The following is a 24377-nucleotide window of genomic DNA, read 5'->3' as shown; positions in this document are numbered from 1 at the left end:
GTATGTATCTGCTGACTATCAAAGACGGATTGGTGACCCGTCACATCGGTCCCTATCCCTCGCCCAAGCAGGCCTCTGATGATCTCGATCGGGTGATGGCGTCGTTTTCCGAGCGGGCCCGTTGGCAGATTCACGCGCTGGAGTGTCCCAGCAGCCTCCGCTTCAGCCGGCATGCTGCCGACTCTGAGGACCGGGTCGTTACCGCCGCTGCTTCCTGAGCCCTGGCAGGGCCGTCTCAGTCCCGTGGCGTCGAGGGCCCCGATCGTCCGGGGTAGCCACGAAGCAGACCGCTCTCGATCATCAGTCCCACACCTGCATTGATGCAGATCAGGCTGAGGGTGCCGTACCAGAACCAGGGCCCGCCGTCATTGCCCAGGGCCTGTAGCAGCCGGCGGCTGACCGCTTCGCCGAACAAGCAAAGGCCAGCCGGGAGCAGCAGGATACCCAGTTGAGCTCGCAGATACCAGCGAATCGGGCGTGAGGCCATCGCAGGGGGCTGTGTCGAACGCGACAGGAATTTAGTCGCTGGCCTGGTCGGCTCGGCTGCAGATCCAGTGCACCAGGGTGCGCACTCCGTAGCCGGTGGCGCCGGCGGGGTCGAGCCCCCGGCCTTTGTCACTCCACACGGTGCCGGCGATATCCATGTGGGCCCAGGGGATATCGCCCTCCACGAATTCCTTCAGGAAGAGCGCTGCGGTGATAGAGCCGCCGGGACGGGGGCCAGTGTTTTTCAGATCCGCCAGGGTTGATTTCAGCCCCTCGCGATAACTCGTCTGCATCGGCATGCGCCACAGACCTTCCCCGGCCTGCTCCGCCGCCTGCCTGAGGCTGTCCGCCAGGGGGTCATGCTCCGACCACAGACCGGCGATTTCCTCGCCGAGGGCAATCACACAGGCTCCGGTCAGCGTGGCCAGATCCACGATCGCGTCGGGCTTGAGGCCGCTGGCGTACACGAGCGCATCCGCCAGGGTCAGACGGCCTTCGGCATCGGTGTTGTTGATTTCGATCGTGGTGCCGTTGGAGGCGGTGACGATGTCACCGGGATGGACGGCGGACCCATTGATCATGTTTTCGCAGGAGGCCACCAGCATGTGCACCTCCAGGCCGGCCGGTCGCCGTTGGGCGATGGTGCGCATCGCGCCGAACACCGCCGCGCTGCCCCCCATGTCGTACTTCATCATGTCGATCTGGGCGCCACCCACCTTGAGGTTGTAGCCGCCGGAATCGAAGGTGAGCCCCTTGCCCACCAGCACCAGACGGGTCTGGATCGGTCCGGGTGCGCGGTAGGTGAGGTGGATGAACTTGGGATCGAGATCGGAGCCCTGACTCACCGCGAGAAACGCGCCCATGTTCCGCGCGGCGCAGTCTCCCCGCTCCAGCACCTGGAGCTCGAGGTTGTGCTCAGCGGCGATGGCGGCTGCGGTGTCGGCCAAAGCGGCCGGGGTGACGCTGTTGGGTGGCGCTGCCACCAGTTCCCTGGCCAGCTCAACGCCGGCGCAATGGGCATCGACCCGCTCCAAGGCGTCGCTGAGGTCGGCGGGCAGATCGCCGAGCAGGTCAAAATGGTCGGGCTGGAGGCGTGGTTCGGGTTGGCTGCGGAAGCGGGTGTCGCGATACAGCGACAGCCGGATCGCTTCGGCGACCGCCTCGGCGGCGCCGGTTCCATCGCTTCCCCAGGGGAGATGGACGCCGGCGCGACCGTCAAGGCCGATGCAGGCCTTGGCCAGCGCTGCCGCGGCCTGACGCAGCGTTGCGACATCCGCTGTCGGTCCATCGGCCGTTGTCGCATCGCCCAGGCCCACCAGCACCAGACGGCTCAGATCCTGGTGGAGAAGTTGAAGGCTGACCACCTCCCCAGCTTTGGCCTGGAAGCGCTGCTTCTCCAGCCAGCTGCCCAGCGGGCTGTTCAGGCGCGCCTCCAGTTGGCCGATCAGGCCCTGGGGGTCGTTGGCGGCGATCCCCACGGCCAGCACGGAACCGCTCCAGTTCTGGAGCGTGGCAGGTGATCGTGAGAACGACATGGAGGAGCGGCTTCTGGAGCGATGCTACGAATCAGTCCGTGTTGAAGGGGGTGGCCCATCGATCCCGGGTCTCCTTGTTGAACGGCGGTAACCAGGCCTGGATCAGGGCCTGTTCCAACCGTCGTCGCTGCCGGGTGTCGGCTGGCACATCGGTCCAGAAGCGGATGCTGGTCTGCTGTTGCAGACCGGCGCTGCACAGGGCATCGCCATAGGCCGCCAGGTAGGCCTTGCAGTCGTGCTCTCCTTTCCAACGGCGATCCGCCGCTTTCGTTTCGCCCACGTAGAGCAGGATCGGGGTGCTGAGATCGTGGGGGCGATCCATCACCAGGTAGATCGCCGCTCCTTGATGGGGGCTCTCGGGCCAACGCCAGAAGGTGAGCGGCAGCGGGCGCAGGCTGAGGGGGGCCAGCGCGGCCAGGGGATCGGCTGGACCATCAAACAGCTGGGTTTGCTGCAGTGCCATGGGTTGCCCATGGCCGGCGAACAGGGGCGCTTGGTGACGTTGAATCTTGCGTTGCCAGTGGCGCAACTGCGGTGCACTGAGGCTGAGGCCCGGAGCGTCAGCGCTGCTGCTCCAACTGGTCTGGGCAAAAAGATCTCCCTGACGAGGCGTCGGCACCATGGTCGTTTCAGCGGCCGGGAGGCAGGCTGGGCCCCGGAGGCGTCGCCCCGAAACGCACCCGCCCGATCAGGGCTTCCACCGTCTGAGGAGGCAGGCAAAGGCGTTCCTGCAGGTCGGCCAGGTGGGCAAAGGGCCTGCGACGTCGCTCCTGGATCAGACGCTCCAACCGTTGGGGCGGCCATGCCAGCGCCTCTTGCAGAGTGGGAGCCGCATCAGCGTTGAGATCGATCGGAGCCGCCTGAGTCAGCGGGGGCGCATCGCCATACCAGTGGAAGATCAGATATGGCCGCCAGCGTTCCGCCAGCGCTGGCGGCAGCTCAAGCAGTTGAAACAGATCGTCGGCCTGGCTGAACTGCACGCCACCCTGCTGCAGACGGATGAGGAGATCGATCATCGCGGCGGTGCAGCCCGGCAGGCGCTGCCACTGCTCCGCAGTCGCCCGATTCACATCGAGGAACCATTCCGGCTCCTGGATCGGATCCGACGTGGATGCAGAAGGCAGGGTGGGGGCCGGCGCGTCGGCCGGGAGATCGCCCATCGCCTGAAGCACTTTGCGGGCCAGGGGATCGAGCCAGTGCCCACGGGCCATGGTTGCTGCTATCCCGTTGCTTCGGCAGGACCTTACCGACCCTGGTCGCCACTGCGCCAGCGCGGCGGCCGGTTGGGCAGTTCCACGAGCCCTTCGCGAAACGCCACCACAACGGCGTGGGTGCGGTCATTGGCCGGCAGTTTGCGCAACAGGCTGCTCACGTGGGATTTCACCGTGTCGATCGACACCACCAGGGCATCGGCGATCTCCTGATTGCTCATGCCTCGGCAGAGGCCACGCAGCACATCCTCTTCCCGCAGGCTCAGTTCGGCGAGAGGGCCATGGCCGGAGCTGCCGCCGAGGCGGCCATGACGCAGCACCCCGGTGATCACCCCGTCCATGTAGGTCCCGTCGCTGTCGATCGCAGCGAGGGCGGTTCGTACAGACCCCGTGCCGGTGCTCTGGTGGGAGCAGAGGCCATCGCAGTGGGCCTCTACTGCTTCCAGAATCGTTCGCACAATCGGTCGCTGAATCAGCATCAACGTCTTGAGACCCGGATGGGCCTCCTTGGCGCGGCGCACCAGGCTGGGGCCGCTGCCGATCTCCAGCATGTCGGTGCAAACGAGCAGGTCGGCGTCGCTGTTCTGCAGGCTGAGCAGGCACTCCTCCTCGGTCGAGGTGGCGGCCACCAGGGGGCCCATGCCTTCAAACCACCCCATCCAGCTGACCAGCAGGGCTCGATCGGCACTGGCAATGGCCGTTCGGCAGTGGCTCAAAACGGCGCGGCTGTCGCGCCGATGTTGCTGCACATCGCCGATCATCGAGCTCAGATCCACGGTGGGTGGGAACGCTGGCAGCGTCCGAGGCACTGCCGCCATGTTGGCGTTGATCAGGGGGCGTGGATCCGCACTGTTACGTGGCTTCTGGATTGTTCAAACTGGTTTGCAGTTGATCGATGGGCGATGGCCTTCTTTGACTCCGAAATCGTGCAGGAGGAGGCCAAGCGGCTGTTCGGTGACTATCAGCAGCTGATGCAGCTGGGGTCGGATTACGGCAAGTTCGATCGGGAAGGCAAGAAAAAGTTCATCGACACGATGGAGGAGTTGATGGAGCGCTACCGCGTCTTCATGAAGCGGTTTGAGCTGTCGGAGGATTTTCAGGCCAAGCTCACCGTGGAGCAGCTCCGCACCCAGCTGGGTCAGTTCGGCATCACGCCGGAACAGATGTTCGAGCAGATGCACACCACCCTGGAGCGGATGAAGAGTCAGCTCGAGCAGCCGCCCGCCTGAGCCCACATCGCGGCGTCCAACCCTTCGGCGTCGTGGTCCCCCGTACGATCCGCACGATCTCTTTCCCTCTGTCATGCCCGAGGCGCCCCTTCCCCTGCCGAGCTGGCTGGCGCGTGGCATGGCTGATCTGTTCCCCGCTGGCGACCCCGGCGATCCCGATCAATGCCTGGCTGCCCGTCTGGCGGCTGCGACAGCAGAAGGGCGACCCTTGCGGATCAAGCTGGGCATTGACCCCACCGGAAGCGACATCCATTTGGGCCACAGCATCCTGTTTCGCAAATTGCGAGCTTTTCAGGACGCCGGCCATACGGCGGTGTTGATCATCGGCGACTTCACCGCTCGCATCGGTGATCCCACGGGCAAAAGCGCTACCCGGGTGCAGCTCAGCAAGGAGCAGGTGCAAGCCAACGCCACCACCTATCTCAACCAGCTGGGCCAGGGGCAGCCCAAGGAGCAGGCGCTGCTGGATTTTGAAACCCCGGGTCGGCTCGAGGTGCGCCGCAACAGCGAGTGGTTGGAAGGGCTGGATCTGCCCCAGGTGATCGGCTTGCTGGGCACAGCCACCGTGGGCCAGATGCTGGCGAAAGACGATTTCTCCAAGCGCTACGGCAGCGGCACGCCAATTGCGCTCCATGAATTCCTCTACCCGTTGCTGCAGGGCTACGACTCCGTGGCCGTGGATGCGGATGTGGAGCTGGGTGGCACGGATCAGAAATTCAATGTGGCGATGGGCCGCGATCTGCAGCGTCATTTCGGCCAGCGCACCCAGTTCGGCATGCTCCTACCCATCCTCGTCGGCCTCGACGGGGTGCAGAAGATGAGCAAAAGCCTCGGCAACACCGTGGGGTTGGAGGAGGACCCCCTCTCGATGTATTCCAAGCTCGAGAAAGTCGGCGACGGGGCGATCAACGACTACGTGACGTTGTTAACGGATCTCGATCTGGAGACACTGCCAGAGAACCCTCGCGAGAAGCAGAAGGCGATGGCTCTGGCGGTGACCGCCAGCCGCCATGGCCAGGAGGCAGCGGCCAAAGCGCAAGCGGATGCCGCCACCCTGGTGGGGGGCGCCGGTGATGCGGCGGCCGATGTGCCTGAAGCGTCGTTGGCGGAGGTGAACTTCCCGGCCAAGGCATTCTATCTGCTTAGTGCTGTGGGAATCTGCGCCAGCAGCAGTGAGGCCCGCCGCCAGATCAAAGGCGGTGCGGCTCGCCTGGAGGGGGAAAAGATCAGCGATCCCAACCAGGAGTTTGCGTCCGCCGCCGAGCTGGAGGGCAAGGTGTTGCAGCTTGGCAAGAAAATCTTTCGGCGGCTGGTGGGTTGATGCGCTGGGATCCCGCCGATCGGATCATTGTCGCCCTCGATGGCATGGCGCCGGAGCAGGCTCTGACGTGGAGCGATCAGGTGTCGGGGCTGCGTTGGGTGAAGGTGGGCCTCGAGCTGTTCGTTCAGGCCGGGCCCGATGTGGTGGCGCAGTTGCGGCAGCGCGGACTGCGGGTGTTTCTCGATCTCAAATTCCACGACATCCCCGCCACCATGGCGGGGGCCTGCCGGCGGGCGGCCGCGCTCGGGGCGGAGCTGATCACGGTGCATGCCTGCGCCGGCAGCGAGGCGCTCCGTGCGGCACAGGCGGCTGCGGTGGAGGGGGCCGAAAGAGGCGGGTTGGCGGTGCCCACCCTGTTGGCGGTGACCGTGCTCACCAGTTGGGAGGAGCAACGGCTGCAGCGGGAGCTGGCCCTGCAGCACCGCATTGCCGACCGGGTCTCGGCACTGGCCCAGCTGGCGGCGGCGGCAGGCATCGGTGGATGTGTCTGCTCCCCCCTGGAGGCCTCCATGCTCCGCAGTCAGCATCCGGAGCCGTTTGCGCTTGTGACACCGGGCATCCGGCCCAGCGGAACGGAAGTTGCTGATCAGGCCCGGGTGATGACACCGGCAGCGGCCCTGGCGGCCGGGGCCTCGCAACTGGTGATCGGGCGGCCGATCACCCGGGCGGAAGATCCGAACCGGGCCTTCGCTCAGTGCTGTGCAGCGTTGGCCTGAGTCGCTTCAGTTGCTCTGACCGACCCTGGGCTCGGTGCCTTCGATCAGGCGCTGCAGGTTGCTGCGGTGACGCCAGAGCACCAGCACCATCGCCACCAGGGCGATCAACACATTGGCCAGCCTGTCGCTGCCGGCCACCATCAGCAGGGGCAGGCTGATGGCGGCGATCACGCTGGCCAGCGACACGATCCGGCTGAGCGAGAACACGGCCAGGAACACGCCGAAGCAGGCCAGGCCCACCGGCCAGGCCAGGCCCAGAAACATGCCGAAGCCCGTGGCCACCGCCTTGCCGCCTTTGAACCCCAACCACACCGGCCAGATGTGACCGGCGAGGGCGGCCAGCCCGGCACCGACCTCGATCCAGTTGGCCAGAGTTGCGTCCTGTGAGAGAGCCCGGGCCAATAGCACCGCCGCCGCCCCCTTGGCGACATCCACCAGAAACACCACCAGAGCGGGGCCCTTCCCCACGCTGCGCAGCACGTTGGTGGCACCGGTCGAGCCCGATCCGATCGAGCGCAGGTCGATGCCCTTGCACCAGCGCCCGGCGAGATAACCACTCGGAATTGAGCCGAGCAGATAACCGAGAAGAAGGGAAAGGAAAGCCATCAGAGCAGGTCGTCGTCGCTGTCGATCTCATCGGGGCCAGCCGCGAACGCCAGCCAGAGCGGAAACTGAAGCACGGGGATGTCGACGGCGCGTTCGGCCGCATCGATCAGGATCAGCGGCACCTCACCTCGTTCCTCCAGCCGGTCGGCCCGCTCCACCAGGGCATCGCTTCGCTCAAAGAGCACAATGCCGCTGTTGGGGCCGAAATCCTCACGGCTGAGACCGAGGGCATCCTGGAGGCCGCGGCGCCATTCCCCCAGCCGTTCCGGCTGACCGGCCAGCACAAGCGTCTGGAACTGGTCGCCGTAGAGTTCGCCGATGATCGCGATTAGGCCGGCGCTCAGCAGCACGTTGCGGGGGCGGTTGCCGCGACTGGGCTGGGCGCCGCGGCCGCCCTGGTTGAAGAACCAATCCTCCAGAAGAGCGGTGTCGCTCGACTCAAGGCTGCGACGCAGTTTCCAGGGATCGGCATAGAAATCCGGCTGTTCCAGGAACCGCTCGAGGCTGGCGCGGATCAGAGGCTCGTCGGGCCTGAAGGTGTCGGCGACTGCCACGGCAGCCGCTTGGGGCTTGGCATCGGCTGCCGTGGCCTCCAGGGCCTGCTGATCCAGTGGGGACGGCTGCACCACCACGGGCTGGGCCACCAGGTCCAGCGTGTCGACCGACTGGGCCAGCCCCTGGAGCGCACCGCTCAGATACTCCTGAAACCCTTTCACACGCCGGGCGATGGCATCGGACTGGCCGGCGAAGTTCGTGCTGAGGTCCGATTCGATCTGCTGTTTGCGCCGTTGAAGCTGCTCGATCTCCTGCTGCAGCGCATCGCGGCGCTCCTGCAGTTCGGCGAGGGCGAGCTTGAGCAGGGATTGGCTCGGGTCGGCTTCGGTGCCGATCGGTTCGGCTGGATGGTCCTGCGGCGTCAGATCGGTGTCGTCAGGCATGGCATCGACGGTCGGTAGGAGACGGGGAGCGCATCATCGGGGCGAGGCGTTGGAGGTGCCGGGCTTGGGCTGCTCCAGGGCCCCAAGCCGTTGCTGCAGTTGGCGTTTCAGCTCCTCGGCATCGAACAGGATCGGCAGGAGATGGATGCTCTTGACCTCACGGAAATAGAACAGCCCGGGCAGCCAGGGAGCGAACAGTCGCCAGCTCAGCCAGTCCTGGTAAGGAAAGCGGCGCAGCTCCTGCGATCCTCGCCATACCACCAGGGTGTCGTCGCAGAATTCGAGTCGCAGGCTGTAGGCCTGAAGCAGCAAAAAAAGGCTGAACAGGGCCACAACCAGGCTGGGCCAGGGAGCCAGGGGCAGGGGCAACAGAGCGGCACTGAGCAGGAGGGCCAGCAGCGGCAGGCGGGGATTGGCGCTCAGGCTCACCGGGCCTGAGCCTGGGACTTTGACTGTGGGGAGAGCGGAGTCGGGGCTGCGGAGCTGGGGATCGGGTGGAGTCATGCCGGTGTTGAAGTCAACCGAAAAGGATCTGGGTGAGCAGTACATCCATCAGAGCCACCGTCACCAGGATCATCACCACCGAGCCGGTGGTGCTGGTGCCAACTTCCTTGGGCCCGCCCTCGGTGGTGAGGCCCCAGCCACAGGAGAGCACGGCAATCTGCAGGCCGAACACCAGGGCTTTGATCAGCATGAAGGGCAGGTCGTCGGGTTGCATCCAGGTGCGCACCGACGTCCAGAACACCGAGGGAGGGATGCTGTAGAGCTCTGTGCTGGTGATCTGGCCGCTCCAGATCGCCACTCCGAAGAAGAGCAGGCACTGCACGGGTGCCATCACCACCATGGCGATCAGTCGGGGCACCACCAGATACTCCACCGGATCGGTGCGGAGCATCGTGATCGCATCGATCTGTTCGGTGACCTTCATGGTTCCCAGCTGGGCCGCATAGGCCGTGGCCACCTTGCCCGTCAGCAGGGTGGCGGTGAGCAGGGGTGCGATCTCCCTGGCCAGGCCGAGGGCCAGGATGCCACCCACGGTGGAGCCGGCCCCCTGGCGACTCAGCTCGGCAGCCACCTGGATGTTGAACACAGACCCGGCGGCGATGCCGGTGATGATCACGATCAGGAAACTGCCGGGGCCGGCCTCGAGAAGCTGGTCGAAGAGGTCAATGGTGTTGATCCGCCCCCGGGCCGTGGCGGCCACGGCCTGACCTCCGATCAGCAGGCTGCTGCCCAGGCGACGTAACCAGCGTGGCGATCTCATCGGAGAGTTGGCGTCATCAGGTGTGTTGCAGATGGGCACCGCGATCGGGCCAGCGTCGCATCACCACCAGGCCCAGCACCACCAGGGACGCCGGGATTAGCCCCATGCAGAGGCGGATCGCTAGCAGGGCGGAACCCGGCTGCTCGATGAAGCTGAGGGGGCCGCTGCAGGTCTGGCTGGAGATGTAGCCGGTGAGTGAGAGCAGGCCGCCGAACACCGACATGCTGATGCCGATCATCAGCTTCTGGCCGAACACCATCCAGGCGGTGTAGAGGCCTGCAGGCCGACTGGGGTCGGCGTCGATGGCATCGGGGAGCAGTGACCAGGGGATCAGGTAGGCCGTCGATGCCCCCAGACCCACCAGCACGATGAGGGCGATCAGGGGAGCGAGGTCCATGCCGCTGGCGCCATCGGGAAGAACGGGGACCAGCATCGAGAGAAGGCAGGCCGCGATCCACAGCCCAGCTCCCCAGCGCAGCGCCGTGATGCGTCCCTGTCGATTCGAGAGCAGGCTCCAGACCTGCAATCCCACCAGCGCACTCAGCTGGAACGGCAGCAGGATCCAGGTGGAGAGCGCCGGTGGCACGTGGATCACCTGCACCAGCCAGATCAGGGCCACCACCTGCATCAGCTGCAGGGCGAACCACAGCAGCAGATACAGCCCCAGCACCATCAGGAAACGGGCGTTGGCGCGCACCCTCTTCAGCTGCTGCACAAGCGGTTCGGCCTGGCCGGAGGGGCGTTGGGCCGTTTTTGCAAAGGGAGCCAGCCCCCAGCAGCAGGCCAGGGTGGCGAGGGAGGCAATCGTGCCCGTGATCTGGCCCATGCGCAGGTAGCCATCGGCGCCGTTACTGAGCACCACAGACGCCACAATCAGGCCGCTGAGCCCAGCGATGATCGAACCGGTGAAGCGCGCTGCGTTCAGTCGGGTGCGGATCGCCGTGTCGGGGGTGAGCTCGGTGGAGAGTGCCGCATAGGGCAGGTTCACGCTCGTGTAGGCGGTCATCAGCAGGATCGCCATCACCACGTAGTAGAGCGTGCGCTGCAGGGTGTCGCCCTCAGGCACCCACCAGATCGCCGCCAGGCTGATCCCCAGGGGCAGGGCGGCGCCCAGCATCCAGGGCAGGCGAGGGCCCCAGCGGCTGCGGGTGTGGTCGCTGAGCCAGCCGATCAGAGGGTCATTGAGGGCATCCCACACCTTGATCACCGTTAGCAGGGAGCCGGCGATAAAGGCAGGCAGGCCGGCGGCACAGGTGAAGAAAGGAAAGAGGTAGAACCCCAGTTGGGTGGCAGCCAACCCGGTGCCGGCATCGCCTAGGCCATAGGCCACCATCAGACGGCGCCGGGATCGGGCGGGTGGAGCCTCAAGAGTGGTCAAGCGAAGAGGGCGGGTCGGGCGGACCGTCATAATGCTGGGGCACCCATCCACTCACACGCCTTCAGTGGCGGGTTGGTTCGGATGTATCAGTGCGGGCGTAGTTTAGTGGTAAAACCTCAGCCTTCCAAGCTGATGATGCGGGTTCGATTCCCGCCGCCCGCTTTGTTCGATCAGGTCTGGTTGCCGCCGAGCATGTCTTCGTAGCCCTCATAGGGGTCATATTCGGCCCAGCCGGGACTGGCCTGGTCGAGCAATCCGTACTCCCCGTCGATCATCTGCATCCGGGTGTTTCCGTAGGGAACCGTGTTGCACGTGATCCCACCTCCGGCCACCGGTTGGCAGTCGTCGAAGCGCACCTGAGCCAGGGCTGAGGAGCCCGATCCGGCCATGAGCAGAAGGGCGAGCAGGGCGACGTGGGCGGCTGGGCTGGGCATGGCGCTGGGGCGTGGATGCACCCATGCTGGCGATGAGTGGCTTCAGAGGCCGCCGCAGGCGCTGCAGGTCTTCCGCCATTCCCAGGGCCCGGGTGATGGCAGTAGCAGGCTGAGACCCCAGGAGCACTGCCAGACCTGCGTCTTGCCCCTAAGACAGGAACAGTGGTTGGGGCTGAGGCGATGAAGGTGTGGATGGCGAGTGCACGTCACTACGACATCGAGAGCTTTGTGCGCGCCCTTGGGCGGGGCAGTGATCATCTCTTCGTTTACAGCCGCGAGCGGCTAAGCCCGGAGACAGCAGTGCTGGCTGACGGTAGTGATGCGGTGTGCAGTTTCGTCAATGACGATCTGGGCGCCGCCACTCTGGAGCAACTGGCCGCCGCCGGGGTGCGGCTGATTGCCTTGCGCTGCGCCGGGGCCGACAGCGTGGACCTGGAGGCGGCACGACGTCTGGGGCTGCGTGTGGTCAATGTGCCCGCCTATGCGCCGGAGTCGGTGGCGGAATATGCTCTGGCCTTGCTGCTCTGCCTTTGCCGCCGCTTGCATCGCGCTCATAATCGGGTTCGCGAGAACAATTTCGATCTCAGCGGTCTTGTGGGGGTGCAGCTTCACGGCAAAACCGCCGGTGTGGTGGGCACGGGGCTGATCGGTTCGGCCACCGCCCTGCTGTTCCGGGCCTTTGGGATGACCGTGCTCGCCAGTGATCCGGTGAGCCAGGATCCCCAGCTGACGGCCGTCGGCATCCGCTATGTGGCCCTCGAGGAGCTGCTGGCCTGCAGCCAGGTTGTGAGTCTGCATTGCCCGCTGCTGTCGGCGACCCATCACATGATCAATGCGGAGCGTTTGGCCCTGATGCCCCGGGGTGCCCTGTTGGTGAACACCAGTCGGGGGGCACTGCTTGACACACCGGCCGTGATTACGGCCCTCAAGCGGGGACAGCTCGGTGGCCTCGCCCTCGACGTTTACGAGCAGGAGGGAGGGCTGTTTTTTGCCGACCGCAGTGCTGATGTGGTCACCGATGACACCTTCGAGCGTCTGCTCACGTTTCCGAATGTGCTGGTGAGTGCTCACCAGGCCTTTCTCACCGATGCGGCGTTGGAGGCCATTGCCACCACCACCTTGCGCAATCTCGATCAGGTGGCGGCCGGCGGAGGATGCGACAACGATTTGCTGAGATGATGGAACGGCTTTTTTCTGAGCGGATGTACACCGACTGGACTGCCGTCGCCCTGCTGCTGTTCACCACCGTTCCCCTGCTAGCGGTGGTCGCCACCGCCGCCTTCTTCATCTGGCAGCAGAGGAAGAAACCGCTGCGCTGAAGTCTTCGATCAGGTCGACATCAGCCCGGGTGAAGCGCAGGACGGAGTCTCTGGCTTGGCTTCCTCCGTTGTCGCCGTTGCCGAGGCAGTGCAGGCAGGTGCGGAAGCGTTGTTCCGACACCCGCTGGATGCCGCTTCCGCCGCAGTGGGCACAGGTGGTCATGGTTGCACCGTGGTGATCGTGGTTTTGTTCAGTGTGGAGTCGTTTGACCGCCGTGATCCCGAAGGCTTTGTGAAGAATCCGGTCACGGGTGGTAGGGGAAGAGCTCGGGCCTGAAACGCAGGTATTGCAGCAAGTCCTGGGCCGACAGCTGGTTGCCCGGGGGGATCAGCCCCAGGCCGGAGGCCAGTCGCCCCACTTCGGCCGCCGCGGTGGCGGGGCGTTCGTTCCGTGGCGGCAACCCCTGGCTGCCATCCCGTTTCGACAGCTTCACTCCCTGTGTGTCGCAGAGCAGGGGCACGTGTTGATAGCGGGGTGGGCAGATCGGGCCGATGGCGGCGATCACCGCTTCCTGGACGGTCTGGACCGGGGCCAGGTCAGCGCCTCGCACCACGTGGCTGATGCCAAGGGCCAGTTCATCAAAGGCGGTGGCCAGGTGGTAAGCGATGAAGCCATCCGCTCGACGCACCACCGGATCACCGCAGCGCTCGGCAAACTTTGCGGCTACGCGCAGGCGCCAGGCCGGTAAGCGTTGCTGCTCCCAGCCCCATCCCCGTTGGCGGTCGCGGCAGAAGCCCGGATACAGGCCTTGCCGGCTCAGCTGACGCCGACTGCAGCGGCAGGCGTAAACCTTGCCGGTGCGGCGCCAATGGCTCAGAAGAGAGTGGTAAAGCCCTCGGCGCTCGCTTTGCAGGATCACGGGGCCATCCCAGTCGAGGCCGAGCCAGCGGAGATCCGCCAGGGCCGCTTCGATCGCGCCCGGTCGCAGGCGCGGTGTGTCGAGATCATCGATCCGCAGCCGCCAGGTGCCGTTGTGCAGGCGGGCCGCCAGCCAGGAGATCAGGGCTGTGCGCAGGTTGCCGCGATGCAGCGGGCCTGAGGGAGTGGGGGCGAAACGACCGCAGTATCCCTGCGTTCGCCGTTGCTGTCCGGCATCGATCAAGGCCTGCAGTCGTCGGGGCAGCCCATCGGTGCGGGATTCGGAGCCACCCATGCCCTGCGGTCAAGCGACGCCATTCCGCCGTCTTACACAATAAAGCGGCCCCGCAGGGCCGCCCTGTCGTCATCAACAGAGAGACCGTTCAGCCCTGCACGCGGTCCTTGAACATCTTGCCGGCGGTGAAGGCGGGAACGCGCTTGGCCGGAATCTTGATCTTTTCGCCGGTCTTGGGGTTCAGGCCCTGACGGGCGGAGCGTTCGCGGGGCTCGAAGGAACCGAAACCGAGGATCGACACCTTCTTGCCTTCCACGACGGAGTCGATGATGGTTTCGATGGCAGCATCCACGACCAGGGAGACGTCGGTCTTGGTCAGTTCGGTGCGGGCGGCGACGAGATTGACGAGGTCAGCTTTGTTCATGGGTGGGGAGAGAGATGCGGAGATGGGGTTGGGGTGCGGAGGTCGATGTCCGCAGGAGCTGTCCTGAGCTGGCCAATCGTATGGAGCCTGCACCGCGGCGGCAACTGAAAGGGCCTGTGCCGCAACGCTTTACGACGGCAACCCCTGGCATTAAACGGTTGCGTTGTTGTCAATCCAGCTTGACCAGGGGCTGAGTCGCTCGCCGCGCAGAGCTCCGAGGCCAGCTCCAGAAGCCAGTGCTGGGCTTTGATCTGCAGGAATCCACTGGCGCAACCGCGTCAGGCTGTGTTGCTGGCGCGGCCAGTGAAAGGTGCGCCGGTGGCGCAAGGGCGCCAGCGTCCCCATGGCCACCGGGATCAGCAAACGACCACAGAAGAGCAGATTCCAGGGGACCGGGGCGTGGACCACGCAGCTGCCAGGGGATGGCCCAGGCGTCCACAGCAGTCGTAGACCCGCTGCCGTGGTGTGGCTCTCCTGGAACGTCTCCAGGGGATGGACGCCCGGCAGCAGGTAGGCCTCCTGTTCCTGCACCAGCACGGGCCAACCCAGATGGTCCTGCAGCCGCCGGATGCGGCCATGGCCCTCCCGGCTGGTCAGCAGGATGCGGGGATGGCGTCCTGCCGCCAGGGTCTGCAGAGCTGCAAGGCTGGCTTGCGTGAGCGGTGGGCAGTCGATCAGCACGGGCTCCGGATCAGACGACAGCCACCAGGAGGATCCTCCCCGGCAGTCGCGATTGGGAGGAAACAGCCAGAGGTCCTCGCGCACCGGTTGCGGCGGGCGTCCTGATTCCAGGACGGACGGCATGGTCATGGGCTGAATCAAACGGCCGCAAGCATTAATTTGAGCGCAGTGCGTTATGAACGCGGGGGCCGGGATCCTTGAGCACGATCCAGCGCGGCAGGCCCTGGCCCTTGGGCAGTGCGATCACCGAACAGGGGGTGAATTTTTCCCTCGCAGCTCCCGGCGCCTATCGGGTGGAGCTCCTGCTGTATGCCCGAGCGGATGCACCTCAACCGGAGCGGATCATCGATCTCGGCCTGGAGCATCGGTCCGGTGACTACTGGCATGTGGAGGTGGAGGGCCTCCAGGCCGGTTGCTGCTATGGCTATCGCGTCTTCGGTCCGCTGGAGCCGGGCGGCCATGGCTTCCGACCGGCGAAGGTGCTGCTCGATCCCTGCGCGCGGGCGATCGCCGGCTGGGAGGTGTATCGGCGGGAGGCGGCCACCGGTGCTTCACCTAACACCGATTGCTGTCTGAAGGCGGTGGTGTGTGAGCGGGACAGCTTCGACTTTCAGGCCCATCCGCGACCGCATCACAGCTGGAATCGCAGCGTGATCTACGAACTGCATGTGGGGGGCTTCACCCGGCGCGGCGACAGTGGTGTGGCGCCGGACCGCCGGGGCACCCTGCGGGGGGTGATCGACAAGCTCCCCTATCTCAAGGATCTGGGAGTCACGGCGATCGAGCTGCTGCCGATCCAGGCGTTTGATCCGCAGGATGCCCCGGCGGGGCGCGACAACGTCTGGGGATACAGCCCCCTCAGCTGGTTCGCTCCCCACCATGGCTACATCGAGGGCGACGACCCTCTGCAGGCCCGCGCCCAGGTGCGCGAGCTGGTGGCGGCCTGTCACGACAACGGGCTTGAGGTGCTGCTCGATGTGGTGTACAACCACACCACCGAAGGGAATCGGCATGGGCCGACGCTGAGTTGGAGGGGCTGCGGCGACCGGCTCTATTACCACCAGAACAGCAAGGGCGATTACCTCGATGTGAGCGGGTGTGGCAACAGCATTGCCGCCAATCGCCCCCTGACCCGCCAGCTCATTCTCGAATCGATTCGCTGCTGGGCGATCGAACTCGGTGTGGATGGGTTCCGGTTTGATCTCGGCATTGCCCTCAGTCGGGGAGAGGGGCTGCAACCGCTCGACCATCCGCCTCTGTTCGAGGCGATCGAAGCCGACCCCCTGTTGAGTGACCTGAAACTGGTGAGTGAGCCCTGGGATTGCGGCGGCCTTTATCGGCTCAGCGATTTCCCGGCGCAGCGGATCGGTGCCTGGAATGGACGGTTCCGCGACGATCTGCGCAGCTTCTGGAAGGGGGATGACAACAGCACCTGGAAGCTGGGTCAGCGCCTGCGCGGCAGCCCGGACCTGAACGGGGGGCGCCCCCTCGCGTTGGGGCGTTCCGTCAATTTCATCACGGCCCACGACGGCTTCACCCTGATGGACCTGGTGAGTTTCAACGGCAAACACAACCTCGCCAACGGAGAAGACAACCGCGATGGCGAGAATCACAACAGCAGCTGGAACCACGGTGTGGAGGGGCCCAGCACGGATCACGCCGTTCTGGCCTTGCGCCGCAGGCAGCAGCGCAATCTGATCACCTCACTGCTTCTCAGCCGAGGGGTGCCGATGCTGTTGATGGGCGATGAGGTGGGACGGAGTCAGGGCGGCAACAACAACAGCTGGTGCCAAGACAGCCCCTTGAGTTGGATGATCTGGGGCGACGACCACTGCGACCGGCACCTCCAGGGCTATGTGCGGCGTTTGCTCCGCCTGCGCCAGCAGCTGGCCGATCTGATCAACCCTCAACAGCCGATCGGTGAGATGCCGCAGCGGCGCAGCAGCGATCCCGATCAGCTCTGGCGCCAATGGCACGGGGTGGAACTCGGCAAGCCCGACTGGGCCAGCTGGTCCCATTGCCTGGCGGTGAGCCTGCAGCGCGGCAGTCGGGGTGCCGTGCTCTGGGCCGGTTTCAACAGCTATTTCAAGGCGATGCACTTCGATCTGCCCCAGCCCACCTCGCCCTGGCATCGCCTGATCGACACCGCTTTGCCACCGGGAGACGATCTGCCCCAGCAGCCGGAGGTGTGGACGCCCGCGGGGGTGCCCCTGGAGGCCCGAAGCATGGTGGTGATGGTGTCCCGTGAAATGCTCGGCAGTCTTCGGCTCTGAAGGCAGCCGAGAATGCCGTGATCCGATGCAAGCCCTGGCGCATGCGTGCTTTCAGCCCATTCGGCCGATCTCTGCTGCTCGCCGGGATCGCCACCCTTGCCCTGCCGGCGGCAGCGCGCGAGTGTGAGGCGCCTCTGGGTTTCAGCTGGGCCCCCCAACGGCCCAACCAGGCCTTGATCCGCCTGCAGGATCAGCGGGTGATTCCCTGTCGCGACCTGGCGCTTGCCGGGGCAGAGGGTGCAACGCAGGCGTTGGAGTGTGATCGTTTCCGGTTGGATCTCGCTGCGCCCAGCACTGGGGTGACGGCGGTGGTGCTGAACCATTTCATGGATCAACGCTTTGTCTTCGAGCAGCCCCGGGCGTCTGTGACGCGTTCCTGTGATGCCAATCGGGTGACCCTCACCAGGGTGCTGAAGCTGAGAGGCCACGGCTTGCGGCTCGAACTGGTGCAAACCTGGCGCTGGCGGCTCAGCGAGCATCAGCCTTCCAACACAACGCTCTGATTCTGTGGCGATCGCGACGCTGCCTCCGCCTCAGCAGCGATTGACTGCGTTGGCGCTCCGACATCTTCGATGGAACTGCTGGTTCTGGCGGCCCTGGCCATCCCCCTGTCCACCCTCGTGATCCAGGCCTTGGCCAAGGAAAACGACGACGAATTCGACTTTCTCTGACGGCAACGCCCCCTGATGGATTCGAACCATCGACCGGCTGCTTAGAAGGCAGCTGCTCTATCCAGCTGAGCTAAGGGAGCACGGCGACATCCTGGCAGTCTGCGGGATTCGGAGCATCTATGGTGGGGAGCTTGAATGCCAGAACCAATGGCCCCCAGCCGGCTCACCGACAGCCAGAAACGGGAGCTTGTGGAGCGCTATCGCTCCGGTGAAAGCACGGCGGCGCTGGCCGAAGCTTTCGGTTGCAGCGTCAACACCGTGAGCCGCACGGCGCGCGCCTTGTTGAAACCCGAGGCGTATGAGGCGCTGAAGAAGGAACGCGCTCGCGGTGGTGGTGTCGGCAGCCAAGCTGCCGTGGAGTCAGGCAGCCAAGCCGCCGTGGAGTCAGGCAGCCAAGCCGCCGTGCAACCCGATCGCATCCAGGTCGAGGCCACCCCTGCCGAACCCATCGACAATCAGGATTCAGCTGCGCTCGCCCTTGATGACGCCGACGACTTCGGCGACGCGCTGGAGGATGCGGGAGAGGCGGACGAGGAACCAGAGCAGGAATTTCACACCGTTGCGGTGCTGACCGGACAGATCTCTCTGGAGATGGAGTCTTCGGCACCTGATTGCCGGCCGATGGGGCCAGGCGTCCTGCCGGAAAGCGTTTACATGCTGGTCGACAAATTGGTGGAGCTCGATCCGCAACCCCTCAGCGCTTTTCAGGAGCTTGGTGCGTTGGCGGCTGCCGATCAGGATCGGCAAGCGATCGGTCTGTATGCCAGCCCGCGCACGGCCAAGCGCCAGTGCGGCCGCAATCAGCGGGTGATCAAGGTGCCCGATAGCCAGGTGTTTGAGCGGACCTCCCGTTACCTGCTCGCTCGCGGCATCACCCGACTGGTGCTGGATGGGGCTCTGATCGCGCTTGATGCCTGAGCCCCGCTTGCTCAGCGCTCCTTGGTGGGCAGCCATGCTGCGGCCAGGCTGCCGCCACTGAGCACGCCGATCACCACACTCACGCCCACCAGAAACCCCGAGGGCAGTGGTGCTGTGCGTCCGATGCCGAGGTTGAGGCGTTCACGATCGCTCAGGTTCTGGGCTCCCAGGCACAGCACCAGGAACAGGAGTCCTGCCCCGCTCAGGCTGATCAGCATCAGGCGCAGGCGTTGCAGCATTCACGTCCCGTCGGGCTCAGGCCAGTCTGCTGCCTCAGCCGTGTGGTGCAGCAAGGCATAGAGCTCCCGTTTGGACCGACCACTGCGGCTCGCCAGATGTTTGGCAGCGGCATTGGCGCTCATTCCTGCTTTGATCAGGGCTTCCAGCTCCTGGCGCCAGGCCGTTGCATCCCGCTCCGGTTGCTCCTGCGGTGCTGCTCCGCCCAGCACCAGGGTGCATTCCCCTTGGGGAGGGTGGCGGCGGAAGTGGTGGAGCGCTGCGCTGATCGTGGGCCCCACCTGTTCTTCATGGCGCTTGGTCAGCTCTCGCGCCACCTGTAGGCGGCGCTCGCCGCCGCATGGACCTTCCAGTTCCTCCAGCAGCTGCAGGAGTCGGTGCGGAGCCTCGTAGAGCACGATGGTGCGCGTCTCCGTTGCAAGGGCTGCCAGGCGTTCGCGCCGGTCCTTGGTTTTGGTGGGCAAGAAGCCCTCGAAACAGAAGCGGTCGCTGGGCAGGCCACTGCTCACCAGGGCTGTGGTGGCGGCGCAGGGACCGGGAATGCAGATCACGGCATGGCCGGCGTTGCGGGCTGCCGCCACCAGCGCTTCGCCTGGATCACTGATGCCTGGCAAGCCCGCGTCACTGATCACCGCCACGCTGAGGCCCTGAGCCAGTTCTGCCAGCAGCTGGGGGATCCGGCTTCGCGTGTTGTGTTGGTGGAAGCTGCAGCGGCGGGCCGTTGAGCCGAGGCTGCTGAGCAGCAGGCCGCTGTGGCGGGTGTCTTCGCAGGCGATCGTGTCGACCGCTCGCAACAGATCGCAGGCGCGGGGAGAAAGATCGCCGCGGTGGCCGATCGGGGTCCCCACCACGTAGAGGACTCCGCCCGCTGGTTCGGCGCGCTGCATCACAATGGCTCCGCCCAGAGACTTCCATGATGCCGACCCCACAGATCCTGCCTGCCGGGATCGATCAGGAGGCCTTGCTGGCGGCGCTCCGTCCCCTGTGTTGGGGCGCGGCCGACATCTTGCGCGCCTATGCCCGGGGCGAGCAGCCGCCCCATGGCTTCCCGCGGGCTCTGAGGGTGGATGATGGTGGCGAGGGCCCGGTCTCGGCAGCCGATCTGGCCGTGAATCAATGGTTGTTGGATGGCCTGGCCGCGGCGTTCCCCTCCGCCGACTGGACCCTGTTGAGCGAAGAGACCGCCAAAGAGCAGCTTCGTGAGGGCGAGCCCCTGGAGGCGGAATGGCTCTGGATCCTCGATCCGCTCGATGGCACCAAGGATTTTCTGCAAGGCACCGGTGAGTACGCCGTGCACCTGGCGCTCGTGCGGGGCCAGCGTCCGCTGCTCGGCGTGGTGCTGCTTCCTGAAGCGGAGGAGCTCTGGTTTGGTGTGGTGGGCGATGGCAGCTGGTGTGAAGACCGCCGTGGCGAGCGCAGTCCTGTGCGTTTCAGCGAGCGTTCCGCTCTCTCTGAGCTGATCCTGGTGGCCAGCCGCAGCCATCGCGACGACCGGCTCGAGCAGCTGATTGGTGCCCTGGCGCTCGGGGGCTCCCATGCCGTGGGCAGCGTGGGCTGCAAGGTGGCAACGATTCTGCGCGGTGAAACCGATCTCTACATGTCCCTCTCCGGTCTGAGTGCTCCCAAGGATTGGGACATGGCAGCGCCCGAAGCGGTGTTGCTGGCGGCGGGCGGCGCTTTCACCCACGCCGATGGCCACCCCCTCACCTACAACACCGGCGATGTGCGTCAGGCCGGTTGCCTGATCGCCAGTCATGGAAAAGCCCATGCCGCGCTTTGTGAGCAGGCGGCACGGGCGATGGCCTCGATTGACCCTGGGTTTCAGGTTTGAGCTGTGCAGGGGGAGGTGAGCTCCTGGCCCCTCAGGTGAGGGGCGCCACGGGGGTGGGAGCGGGTTCGGGTTCCGCGTCTTCGCCGTTCTGAGGGACGCCCCGCAGGGTGAGGTTGATGCGGCCGCGATTGTCGATTTCACGGACACGCACCGTCACCTCATCGCCCACCTTCACCACATCTTCCACCTTTTCGACCCGTGCTTCCGAGAGCTGGGAGATGTGAATCATCCCTTCCTTGCCGGGCAGGATTTCCACAAAGGCCCCAATCGGAATGATCCGGGTGATCGCGCCACTGAAGACCTCGCCTTCGTTCACCTTGCGGGTCAGGCCTTCGATGATCTTCTGTGCTTCATCCGCCGCGGCGCCGTCATGGGAGGCGATCGTGACGATGCCGCTGTCTTCGATGTCGATCTTGGTGTTGGTGCGTTCGGTGATTCCCTTGATCGTCCGGCCGCCGGGGCCGATCACCGTGCCGATCAGCTCGGGGTCGATGCGGAAACTGAGCAGTCGCGGTGCATGGGGGGAGAGGCCCTCCCGGGGGGTATCGATCGCCTGCATCATCTTCTCGAGGATGTGCAGCCGTGCCGGTCTGGCCTGGTTCACGGCCTCGGCGACCGTGCTCACCGCCAGTCCGGTGATCTTCATGTCCATCTGAAGCGCGGTGATGCCCTTGTCGGTGCCCGCCACTTTGAAGTCCATATCGCCGAGGAAATCCTCGATTCCCTGGATATCGGTGAGGATGCGCACCTCATCGCCCTCCTTGATCAACCCCATGGCGGCGCCACTCACGGGTGATTTGAGGGGAACACCAGCATCCATTAGGGCGAGAGTGCTGCCGCAGACGGAGCCCATGGAGGTGGAGCCGTTGGAGCTGAGCACTTCACTCACCACACGCACCACGTAAGGGAAGGTGTCCTTCGCGGGCAGCACCGGCAGGATCGCCCGCTCAGCCAGGGCGCCGTGGCCGATTTCCCGCCTGCCGGGGGAGCGCATCGGCTTGGTCTCGCCGACCGAGTAGGGGGGGAAGTTGTAGTGGTGGAGATAGGTTTTTTCCGTGCTCGGATTGAGATCGTCCATCTCCTGGGCGTCACTCGGGGTGCCCAGAGTGGCGGTGGAGAGCACCTGGGTGAGACCCCGCTGGAACAGACCGGAGCCATGAACGCGCTTGGGCAGCACGCCGGCAGCGGCACTGATCGGCCGCACCTCATCAAGACCGCGGCCGTCGACGCGCTTGCCATCCTTGAGGATCTGCTGGCGCATCAGCTTTTTCGTGAGCGCCTTGAACGTCGCCGGCAGGGCCTTGCTGTTGGCGCTCACGGCCTGGCGCACCGGGTCATCCTCCTTGAGGCCCTGGATCGTTTCGGCCGTGGATGCCCTGATCGCATCGAGCTTGGCGTCCCGCTCGGCCTTGCTCTGCTCGAAATGCTTGAGCACCTCGCCGATCGACTTGCTGCATTGCTTCTCCAGGTAACTGGGAAGCGTGGCGTCCGGTTCGGGGGCTGGGGGGATGACCTGCTCAATGCCGGCCTGTTTCAAAATCTCCTGCTGCGCCTTGATCAGTTCGCAGACCGCTTCGTAGCCGAAGTCGATCGCTTCGATCACATCCTGTTCGGGGAGCTGGTTCGCGCCGGCTTCCACCATCACCACACCCTCCGGGGTGCCAGCCACCACAAGATCCAGGTCACCCCGTTCGATCTCCCTGTAGCTGGGGTTGAGCACGAAGTCATCGCCGAGCAAGCCCACACGCACGGCGGCCATCGGCCCGTGGAAGGGAATGCCCGCCAGCAGGGTGGCCATGGAGGCGCCCGTCACCGCCAGCACATCAGCGGGAACCCGCTCATCCAACGACATGCAGGTGGCCACGATCTGCAGGTCGTCCCGGAGCCAGTTCGGGAACAGGGGCCGCATGGGCCGATCGATCAGTCGGGAAATGAGGGTGGCCCGTTCCGGTGGACGGCCCTCCCGGCGCATGAAGCTTCCAGGGATGCGACCGGCGGCATACAACCGCTCTTCGTAGTCGCAGATGAGGGGGAGGAAATCGATTCCCTCGCGCCCGCTCGATCGGGTGGCGGTGACCAGCACCGACGTGTCGCCGCACTCGATCATCACTGAGCCGCCGGCCTGGGGGGCATACCGCCCTGTGGTCAGTCGAATCTCCCGTCCATCAAAGGAGATTGACTGGGTTTGTCCTTGCACTTGCGTTTATGTCTTTCTGTCATTCACCAGTCTCGCATTTGAAAGGAACAACTGGCCACACCTGCGTCCTTCCATAAAAAAGAGGCAACAGCGTTGCCTCCTCCGTGCGAAAGCAGGGCCGATCGGACGATCACCAGCTCGACTTCACCACTCCGGGGAGCTCACCTTTGTGGGCGCGTTCGCGCAGTTGGTTACGGCAAAGGCCGAAGTCGCGATACACACCACGGGGTTTGCCCGTGGCCCAGCAGCGATTGCGAATGCGGGTGGGAGCACTGTTGCGGGGCAGGGCTTGGATCTTCCGGTGGATCTCCAATCGCTCCATTGGATCGTTCGCTGCGTTGAAGGCGGCCATCAGCGCCGTGCGCTTCGCCGCATACCGCTCGACCATTTTCTTCCGCTTCACGTCGCGGGCGATCATCGACTTCTTGGCCATGCGGGCGGGGAGAGCATTGCGGATAATCCACAACCATACCTGTTGGCTGGGCTGTGAGGCCTCAGTGGCCGGTGAGCTGCTGCACCAATGGCAATTGGCTGGTGTCGCGCACGATCAATACCACGCTCAGACCGAGCAGCAGCAGCAGCCCGGACTGCATCACAGCCAGCTGGAGACGCTCCGGCAGGGGGCGGCCCCGCACCGCTTCCAGCAGGATGAGAACCAATTGGCCGCCGTCGAGCAGCGGTAGGGGCAGGGCGTTGAGCACGGCCAGGTTGACCGAAATCAGCGCGGTGAAGAGCACCAGTCCACCCTGGCCCTGGCTGCTGAGCTGGGCCCCCATCTCCACGATTTTCACCGGTCCGCTCACCTGCCGGGCGGTTTCTCCGAAATGGGTGATCAGCCCGCCGTAGCCCTCCACCGTGTTGCGCAGCAGCCCGCCGAATTCGGCAGTGCCGAAACCGATCGCCTCCAGCGGGGTCTGGGCGGGACGCAGGGCGCTGCCGCGGTTGATCTGGAGCTGGGCGCCGATACGTCCGAGTCCATCCCGATCCTCAGGGGTGAGCGTCAGGATCTGTTCCGTGCTCGGTTGCTCCGTGCCTGTTGGGCGCTGGGTCAGCAACGCCAGCGACTGCCCTGGTTCGCTCTGCACCTGATCCACCAGCGATCGCACCGCGTCCTGACCTGTGCCCAGGAGCTCACCGTCGAGCCGCAGAATCCGATCACCGGCCTGGAGACCAGCACGGGCTGCAGCTTCCCCGGGTTGCACGGCCACCACCAGCACGCCCGGTTCGGCTTCGGCGGGCAGACCCACCAGGGTGGACTGACCGACCAGCAGCACCCAGGCCAGAATCAGATTGGCCAGAACCCCGGCACTGATCACCAGGATGCGCTGCGGGATCGGCCGATTGCGCAGCAGATCGGGATCGTCGGTTGGGATTGGGCTGTCGTCGTCGTCATCGGGAAACGACACGAAGCCACCAAGCGGCAGCAGGCGCAGGGCATAGGTGACGCCTCGCCACTCCGTTTTGATCAGGGCCGGCCCAAAGCCGACAGAGAAGCCATTGACGCGGATGCCCTGCCCCACCGCTGCGAGGAAGTGGCCCGCTTCATGAATCACCACCAGAAGGGCCAGGGCGATCAGGGCTGAGAGAACGTTCACACCGCCTTGGGCAATCGGC

The 24377-nt window shown here is 65.3% G+C and carries 30 protein-coding genes and 2 tRNA genes; 11 read left to right on the top strand and 21 right to left on the bottom strand.

Annotation, left to right across the window (positions count from 1 at the left end):
* Window positions 1-2: 2 nt before the first annotated feature.
* Complete coding sequence (locus tag SynRS9909_RS10840; RefSeq protein WP_007101701.1) at window positions 3-218, top strand: hypothetical protein; 216 nt, start codon at window positions 3-5, stop codon at window positions 216-218.
* A gap of 17 nt (window positions 219-235) precedes the next feature.
* On the opposite strand, the gene SynRS9909_RS10835 is transcribed toward SynRS9909_RS10840, so the two are convergent.
* Genes SynRS9909_RS10835 through SynRS9909_RS10815 form a run of 5 tightly spaced genes read right to left on the bottom strand, consistent with a single transcriptional unit; the run spans window position 236 to window position 4050 of the window.
* Window positions 236-487, bottom strand: coding sequence for a hypothetical protein (locus tag SynRS9909_RS10835; protein ID WP_007101702.1), 252 nt, complete (start codon window positions 485-487; stop codon window positions 236-238).
* A gap of 31 nt (window positions 488-518) precedes the next feature.
* Window positions 519-2021 (bottom strand): leucyl aminopeptidase, encoded by a 1503-nt coding sequence (locus SynRS9909_RS10830; protein ID WP_007101703.1) that lies wholly within the window; start codon window positions 2019-2021, stop codon window positions 519-521.
* Between the two features lie 31 nt (window positions 2022-2052).
* Window positions 2053-2643, bottom strand: coding sequence for a hypothetical protein (locus SynRS9909_RS10825; protein WP_007101704.1), 591 nt, complete (start codon window positions 2641-2643; stop codon window positions 2053-2055).
* Between the two features lie 7 nt (window positions 2644-2650).
* Window positions 2651-3232, bottom strand: a complete 582-nt coding sequence (locus SynRS9909_RS10820; protein WP_007101705.1) for a hypothetical protein — start codon at window positions 3230-3232, stop codon at window positions 2651-2653.
* Between the two features lie 32 nt (window positions 3233-3264).
* Window positions 3265-4050 (bottom strand): response regulator transcription factor, encoded by a 786-nt coding sequence (locus tag SynRS9909_RS10815; RefSeq protein ID WP_007101706.1) that lies wholly within the window; start codon window positions 4048-4050, stop codon window positions 3265-3267.
* Between the two features lie 84 nt (window positions 4051-4134).
* On the opposite strand from SynRS9909_RS10815, the gene SynRS9909_RS10810 reads away from it, so the two are divergent.
* From SynRS9909_RS10810 to pyrF, 3 genes are all read left to right on the top strand, one after another.
* Window positions 4135-4461, top strand: coding sequence for a DUF1825 family protein (locus SynRS9909_RS10810; protein ID WP_007101707.1), 327 nt, complete (start codon window positions 4135-4137; stop codon window positions 4459-4461).
* Window positions 4462-4534: 73 nt separating this feature from the next.
* Window positions 4535-5782 carry a tyrosine--tRNA ligase gene (tyrS, locus tag SynRS9909_RS10805; RefSeq protein ID WP_007101708.1) on the top strand — a complete coding sequence of 416 codons (1248 nt, stop codon included), beginning with the start codon at window positions 4535-4537 and terminating at the stop codon, window positions 5780-5782.
* Window positions 5782-6498, top strand: a complete 717-nt coding sequence (gene pyrF / locus SynRS9909_RS10800) for an orotidine-5'-phosphate decarboxylase (protein ID WP_007101709.1) — start codon at window positions 5782-5784, stop codon at window positions 6496-6498. Before tyrS ends, pyrF begins: the two co-directional genes overlap by 1 nt.
* 6 nt (window positions 6499-6504) lie before the next feature.
* Here pyrF and plsY read toward each other — a convergent pair whose 3' ends face one another.
* The 5 genes from plsY to SynRS9909_RS10775 are packed head-to-tail and all read right to left on the bottom strand — an operon-like array spanning window position 6505 to window position 10639.
* On the bottom strand, window positions 6505-7104 hold the full coding sequence (gene plsY, locus SynRS9909_RS10795) for a glycerol-3-phosphate 1-O-acyltransferase PlsY (protein ID WP_007101710.1): 600 nt from the start codon (window positions 7102-7104) through the stop codon (window positions 6505-6507).
* The gene (locus SynRS9909_RS10790) at window positions 7104-8042 is read right to left on the bottom strand and encodes a DUF3086 domain-containing protein (protein WP_007101711.1); all 939 of its coding nucleotides are present in this window, start codon (window positions 8040-8042) and stop codon (window positions 7104-7106) included. Before SynRS9909_RS10790 ends, plsY begins: the two co-directional genes overlap by 1 nt.
* A 33-nt stretch (window positions 8043-8075) precedes the next feature.
* Window positions 8076-8546: a DUF3119 family protein gene (locus tag SynRS9909_RS10785; RefSeq protein WP_083774483.1), complete on the bottom strand. Its 471-nt coding sequence runs from the start codon at window positions 8544-8546 to the stop codon at window positions 8076-8078.
* 13 nt (window positions 8547-8559) lie between these two features.
* Complete coding sequence (locus SynRS9909_RS10780; RefSeq protein ID WP_007101713.1) at window positions 8560-9306, bottom strand: ABC transporter permease; 747 nt, start codon at window positions 9304-9306, stop codon at window positions 8560-8562.
* A 16-nt stretch (window positions 9307-9322) separates the two neighbouring features.
* Window positions 9323-10639 (bottom strand): MFS transporter, encoded by a 1317-nt coding sequence (locus tag SynRS9909_RS10775; RefSeq protein WP_007101714.1) that lies wholly within the window; start codon window positions 10637-10639, stop codon window positions 9323-9325.
* Window positions 10640-10775: 136 nt separating this feature from the next.
* Here SynRS9909_RS10775 and SynRS9909_RS10770 point away from each other — a divergent pair.
* Window positions 10776-10846, top strand: a tRNA-Gly gene (locus tag SynRS9909_RS10770).
* Window positions 10847-10854: 8 nt separating this feature from the next.
* On the opposite strand, the gene SynRS9909_RS10765 is transcribed toward SynRS9909_RS10770, so the two are convergent.
* On the bottom strand, window positions 10855-11118 hold the full coding sequence (locus tag SynRS9909_RS10765; RefSeq protein ID WP_007101715.1) for a hypothetical protein: 264 nt from the start codon (window positions 11116-11118) through the stop codon (window positions 10855-10857).
* A gap of 180 nt (window positions 11119-11298) precedes the next feature.
* Between SynRS9909_RS10765 and SynRS9909_RS10760 the strand changes: the two genes are divergently transcribed.
* Together SynRS9909_RS10760 and SynRS9909_RS10755 are read left to right on the top strand one after the other, a co-directional pair.
* Complete coding sequence (locus SynRS9909_RS10760; protein WP_007101716.1) at window positions 11299-12297, top strand: 2-hydroxyacid dehydrogenase; 999 nt, start codon at window positions 11299-11301, stop codon at window positions 12295-12297.
* Window positions 12294-12437 (top strand): hypothetical protein, encoded by a 144-nt coding sequence (locus tag SynRS9909_RS10755; protein WP_186593853.1) that lies wholly within the window; start codon window positions 12294-12296, stop codon window positions 12435-12437. The genes SynRS9909_RS10760 and SynRS9909_RS10755 overlap by 4 nt, the downstream gene beginning before the upstream one ends.
* Here the strand turns inward: SynRS9909_RS10755 and SynRS9909_RS10750 are convergent.
* The 4 genes from SynRS9909_RS10750 to SynRS9909_RS10735 form a co-directional block, all read right to left on the bottom strand.
* Complete coding sequence (locus SynRS9909_RS10750) at window positions 12403-12600, bottom strand: hypothetical protein (RefSeq protein WP_162858318.1); 198 nt, start codon at window positions 12598-12600, stop codon at window positions 12403-12405. The two genes, SynRS9909_RS10755 and SynRS9909_RS10750, sit on opposite strands and share 35 nt — an antisense overlap.
* Before the next feature lie 82 nt (window positions 12601-12682).
* Window positions 12683-13591, bottom strand: coding sequence for a tRNA glutamyl-Q(34) synthetase GluQRS (gene gluQRS, locus SynRS9909_RS10745; RefSeq protein ID WP_007101718.1), 909 nt, complete (start codon window positions 13589-13591; stop codon window positions 12683-12685).
* 88 nt (window positions 13592-13679) lie between these two features.
* Window positions 13680-13955, bottom strand: coding sequence for an HU family DNA-binding protein (locus SynRS9909_RS10740; protein ID WP_006043393.1), 276 nt, complete (start codon window positions 13953-13955; stop codon window positions 13680-13682).
* 150 nt (window positions 13956-14105) lie between these two features.
* A complete protein-coding gene (locus SynRS9909_RS10735) occupies window positions 14106-14765 on the bottom strand; it encodes an MBL fold metallo-hydrolase (RefSeq protein WP_007101719.1) in 660 nt (219 codons plus the stop codon).
* A 68-nt stretch (window positions 14766-14833) separates the two neighbouring features.
* Here SynRS9909_RS10735 and SynRS9909_RS10730 point away from each other — a divergent pair, with 68 nt between their 5' ends.
* Window positions 14834-16909, top strand: coding sequence for a glycogen-debranching protein (locus SynRS9909_RS10730; protein WP_038001132.1), 2076 nt, complete (start codon window positions 14834-14836; stop codon window positions 16907-16909).
* Between the two features lie 41 nt (window positions 16910-16950).
* On the top strand, window positions 16951-17412 hold the full coding sequence (locus SynRS9909_RS10725; protein WP_007101721.1) for a hypothetical protein: 462 nt from the start codon (window positions 16951-16953) through the stop codon (window positions 17410-17412).
* A gap of 174 nt (window positions 17413-17586) precedes the next feature.
* Here the strand turns inward: SynRS9909_RS10725 and SynRS9909_RS10720 are convergent.
* A tRNA-Arg gene (locus SynRS9909_RS10720) sits at window positions 17587-17660 on the bottom strand.
* Window positions 17661-17727: 67 nt separating this feature from the next.
* On the opposite strand from SynRS9909_RS10720, the gene SynRS9909_RS10715 reads away from it, so the two are divergent.
* A complete protein-coding gene (locus SynRS9909_RS10715) occupies window positions 17728-18498 on the top strand; it encodes a hypothetical protein (RefSeq protein ID WP_007101723.1) in 771 nt (256 codons plus the stop codon).
* An 11-nt stretch (window positions 18499-18509) separates the two neighbouring features.
* Here the strand turns inward: SynRS9909_RS10715 and SynRS9909_RS10710 are convergent, their stop codons facing one another.
* Both SynRS9909_RS10710 and rsmI read right to left on the bottom strand, forming a co-directional pair.
* A complete protein-coding gene (locus SynRS9909_RS10710; RefSeq protein ID WP_007101724.1) occupies window positions 18510-18737 on the bottom strand; it encodes a hypothetical protein in 228 nt (75 codons plus the stop codon).
* Complete coding sequence (rsmI, locus tag SynRS9909_RS10705; RefSeq protein ID WP_007101725.1) at window positions 18738-19622, bottom strand: 16S rRNA (cytidine(1402)-2'-O)-methyltransferase; 885 nt, start codon at window positions 19620-19622, stop codon at window positions 18738-18740. It abuts the gene before it with no gap.
* A gap of 26 nt (window positions 19623-19648) precedes the next feature.
* Here rsmI and SynRS9909_RS10700 point away from each other — a divergent pair, with 26 nt between their 5' ends.
* Window positions 19649-20566, top strand: a complete 918-nt coding sequence (locus SynRS9909_RS10700; protein WP_007101726.1) for a 3'(2'),5'-bisphosphate nucleotidase CysQ — start codon at window positions 19649-19651, stop codon at window positions 20564-20566.
* Window positions 20567-20597: 31 nt separating this feature from the next.
* On the opposite strand, the gene SynRS9909_RS10695 is transcribed toward SynRS9909_RS10700, so the two are convergent.
* The 3 genes from SynRS9909_RS10695 to rseP all read right to left on the bottom strand — a co-directional run bounded on the left by SynRS9909_RS10695 (window position 20598) and on the right by rseP (window position 24358).
* On the bottom strand, window positions 20598-22763 hold the full coding sequence (locus tag SynRS9909_RS10695) for a polyribonucleotide nucleotidyltransferase (protein ID WP_038001136.1): 2166 nt from the start codon (window positions 22761-22763) through the stop codon (window positions 20598-20600).
* Between the two features lie 130 nt (window positions 22764-22893).
* A complete protein-coding gene (gene rpsN, locus SynRS9909_RS10690) occupies window positions 22894-23196 on the bottom strand; it encodes a 30S ribosomal protein S14 (protein ID WP_007101728.1) in 303 nt (100 codons plus the stop codon).
* A gap of 61 nt (window positions 23197-23257) precedes the next feature.
* Complete coding sequence (rseP, locus tag SynRS9909_RS10685; protein WP_007101729.1) at window positions 23258-24358, bottom strand: RIP metalloprotease RseP; 1101 nt, start codon at window positions 24356-24358, stop codon at window positions 23258-23260.
* Window positions 24359-24377: the final 19 nt, after the last annotated feature.

Origin of the sequence: Synechococcus sp. RS9909, assembly GCF_014279595.1 — a bacterium.
In the GTDB taxonomy this organism is placed as follows: domain Bacteria; phylum Cyanobacteriota; class Cyanobacteriia; order PCC-6307; family Cyanobiaceae; genus Synechococcus_C.
This window is presented reverse-complemented; position numbering and strand designations above follow the sequence as displayed.

What these genes read in the sequence shown, in the direction of transcription:
- SynRS9909_RS10840 (WP_007101701.1), top strand. Translation starts at nt 3, where the DNA reads ATGTATCTGCTGACTATCAAAGACGGATTGGTGACCCGTCACATCGGT.
- SynRS9909_RS10835 (WP_007101702.1), bottom strand. Translation starts at nt 487, where the DNA reads ATGGCCTCACGCCCGATTCGCTGGTATCTGCGAGCTCAACTGGGTATC.
- SynRS9909_RS10830 (WP_007101703.1), bottom strand. Translation starts at nt 2,021, where the DNA reads ATGTCGTTCTCACGATCACCTGCCACGCTCCAGAACTGGAGCGGTTCC.
- SynRS9909_RS10825 (WP_007101704.1), bottom strand. Translation starts at nt 2,643, where the DNA reads ATGGTGCCGACGCCTCGTCAGGGAGATCTTTTTGCCCAGACCAGTTGG.
- SynRS9909_RS10820 (WP_007101705.1), bottom strand. Translation starts at nt 3,232, where the DNA reads ATGGCCCGTGGGCACTGGCTCGATCCCCTGGCCCGCAAAGTGCTTCAG.
- SynRS9909_RS10815 (WP_007101706.1), bottom strand. Translation starts at nt 4,050, where the DNA reads ATGGCGGCAGTGCCTCGGACGCTGCCAGCGTTCCCACCCACCGTGGAT.
- SynRS9909_RS10810 (WP_007101707.1), top strand. Translation starts at nt 4,135, where the DNA reads ATGGCCTTCTTTGACTCCGAAATCGTGCAGGAGGAGGCCAAGCGGCTG.
- tyrS (WP_007101708.1), top strand. Translation starts at nt 4,535, where the DNA reads ATGCCCGAGGCGCCCCTTCCCCTGCCGAGCTGGCTGGCGCGTGGCATG.
- pyrF (WP_007101709.1), top strand. Translation starts at nt 5,782, where the DNA reads ATGCGCTGGGATCCCGCCGATCGGATCATTGTCGCCCTCGATGGCATG.
- plsY (WP_007101710.1), bottom strand. Translation starts at nt 7,104, where the DNA reads ATGGCTTTCCTTTCCCTTCTTCTCGGTTATCTGCTCGGCTCAATTCCG.
- SynRS9909_RS10790 (WP_007101711.1), bottom strand. Translation starts at nt 8,042, where the DNA reads ATGCCTGACGACACCGATCTGACGCCGCAGGACCATCCAGCCGAACCG.
- SynRS9909_RS10785 (WP_083774483.1), bottom strand. Translation starts at nt 8,546, where the DNA reads ATGACTCCACCCGATCCCCAGCTCCGCAGCCCCGACTCCGCTCTCCCC.
- SynRS9909_RS10780 (WP_007101713.1), bottom strand. Translation starts at nt 9,306, where the DNA reads ATGAGATCGCCACGCTGGTTACGTCGCCTGGGCAGCAGCCTGCTGATC.
- SynRS9909_RS10775 (WP_007101714.1), bottom strand. Translation starts at nt 10,639, where the DNA reads ATGGTGGCCTATGGCCTAGGCGATGCCGGCACCGGGTTGGCTGCCACC.
- SynRS9909_RS10765 (WP_007101715.1), bottom strand. Translation starts at nt 11,118, where the DNA reads ATGCCCAGCCCAGCCGCCCACGTCGCCCTGCTCGCCCTTCTGCTCATG.
- SynRS9909_RS10760 (WP_007101716.1), top strand. Translation starts at nt 11,299, where the DNA reads ATGAAGGTGTGGATGGCGAGTGCACGTCACTACGACATCGAGAGCTTT.
- SynRS9909_RS10755 (WP_186593853.1), top strand. Translation starts at nt 12,294, where the DNA reads ATGATGGAACGGCTTTTTTCTGAGCGGATGTACACCGACTGGACTGCC.
- SynRS9909_RS10750 (WP_162858318.1), bottom strand. Translation starts at nt 12,600, where the DNA reads ATGACCACCTGTGCCCACTGCGGCGGAAGCGGCATCCAGCGGGTGTCG.
- gluQRS (WP_007101718.1), bottom strand. Translation starts at nt 13,591, where the DNA reads ATGGGTGGCTCCGAATCCCGCACCGATGGGCTGCCCCGACGACTGCAG.
- SynRS9909_RS10740 (WP_006043393.1), bottom strand. Translation starts at nt 13,955, where the DNA reads ATGAACAAAGCTGACCTCGTCAATCTCGTCGCCGCCCGCACCGAACTG.
- SynRS9909_RS10735 (WP_007101719.1), bottom strand. Translation starts at nt 14,765, where the DNA reads ATGACCATGCCGTCCGTCCTGGAATCAGGACGCCCGCCGCAACCGGTG.
- SynRS9909_RS10725 (WP_007101721.1), top strand. Translation starts at nt 16,951, where the DNA reads ATGCGTGCTTTCAGCCCATTCGGCCGATCTCTGCTGCTCGCCGGGATC.
- SynRS9909_RS10715 (WP_007101723.1), top strand. Translation starts at nt 17,728, where the DNA reads ATGGCCCCCAGCCGGCTCACCGACAGCCAGAAACGGGAGCTTGTGGAG.
- SynRS9909_RS10710 (WP_007101724.1), bottom strand. Translation starts at nt 18,737, where the DNA reads ATGCTGCAACGCCTGCGCCTGATGCTGATCAGCCTGAGCGGGGCAGGA.
- rsmI (WP_007101725.1), bottom strand. Translation starts at nt 19,622, where the DNA reads ATGCAGCGCGCCGAACCAGCGGGCGGAGTCCTCTACGTGGTGGGGACC.
- SynRS9909_RS10700 (WP_007101726.1), top strand. Translation starts at nt 19,649, where the DNA reads ATGATGCCGACCCCACAGATCCTGCCTGCCGGGATCGATCAGGAGGCC.
- rpsN (WP_007101728.1), bottom strand. Translation starts at nt 23,196, where the DNA reads ATGGCCAAGAAGTCGATGATCGCCCGCGACGTGAAGCGGAAGAAAATG.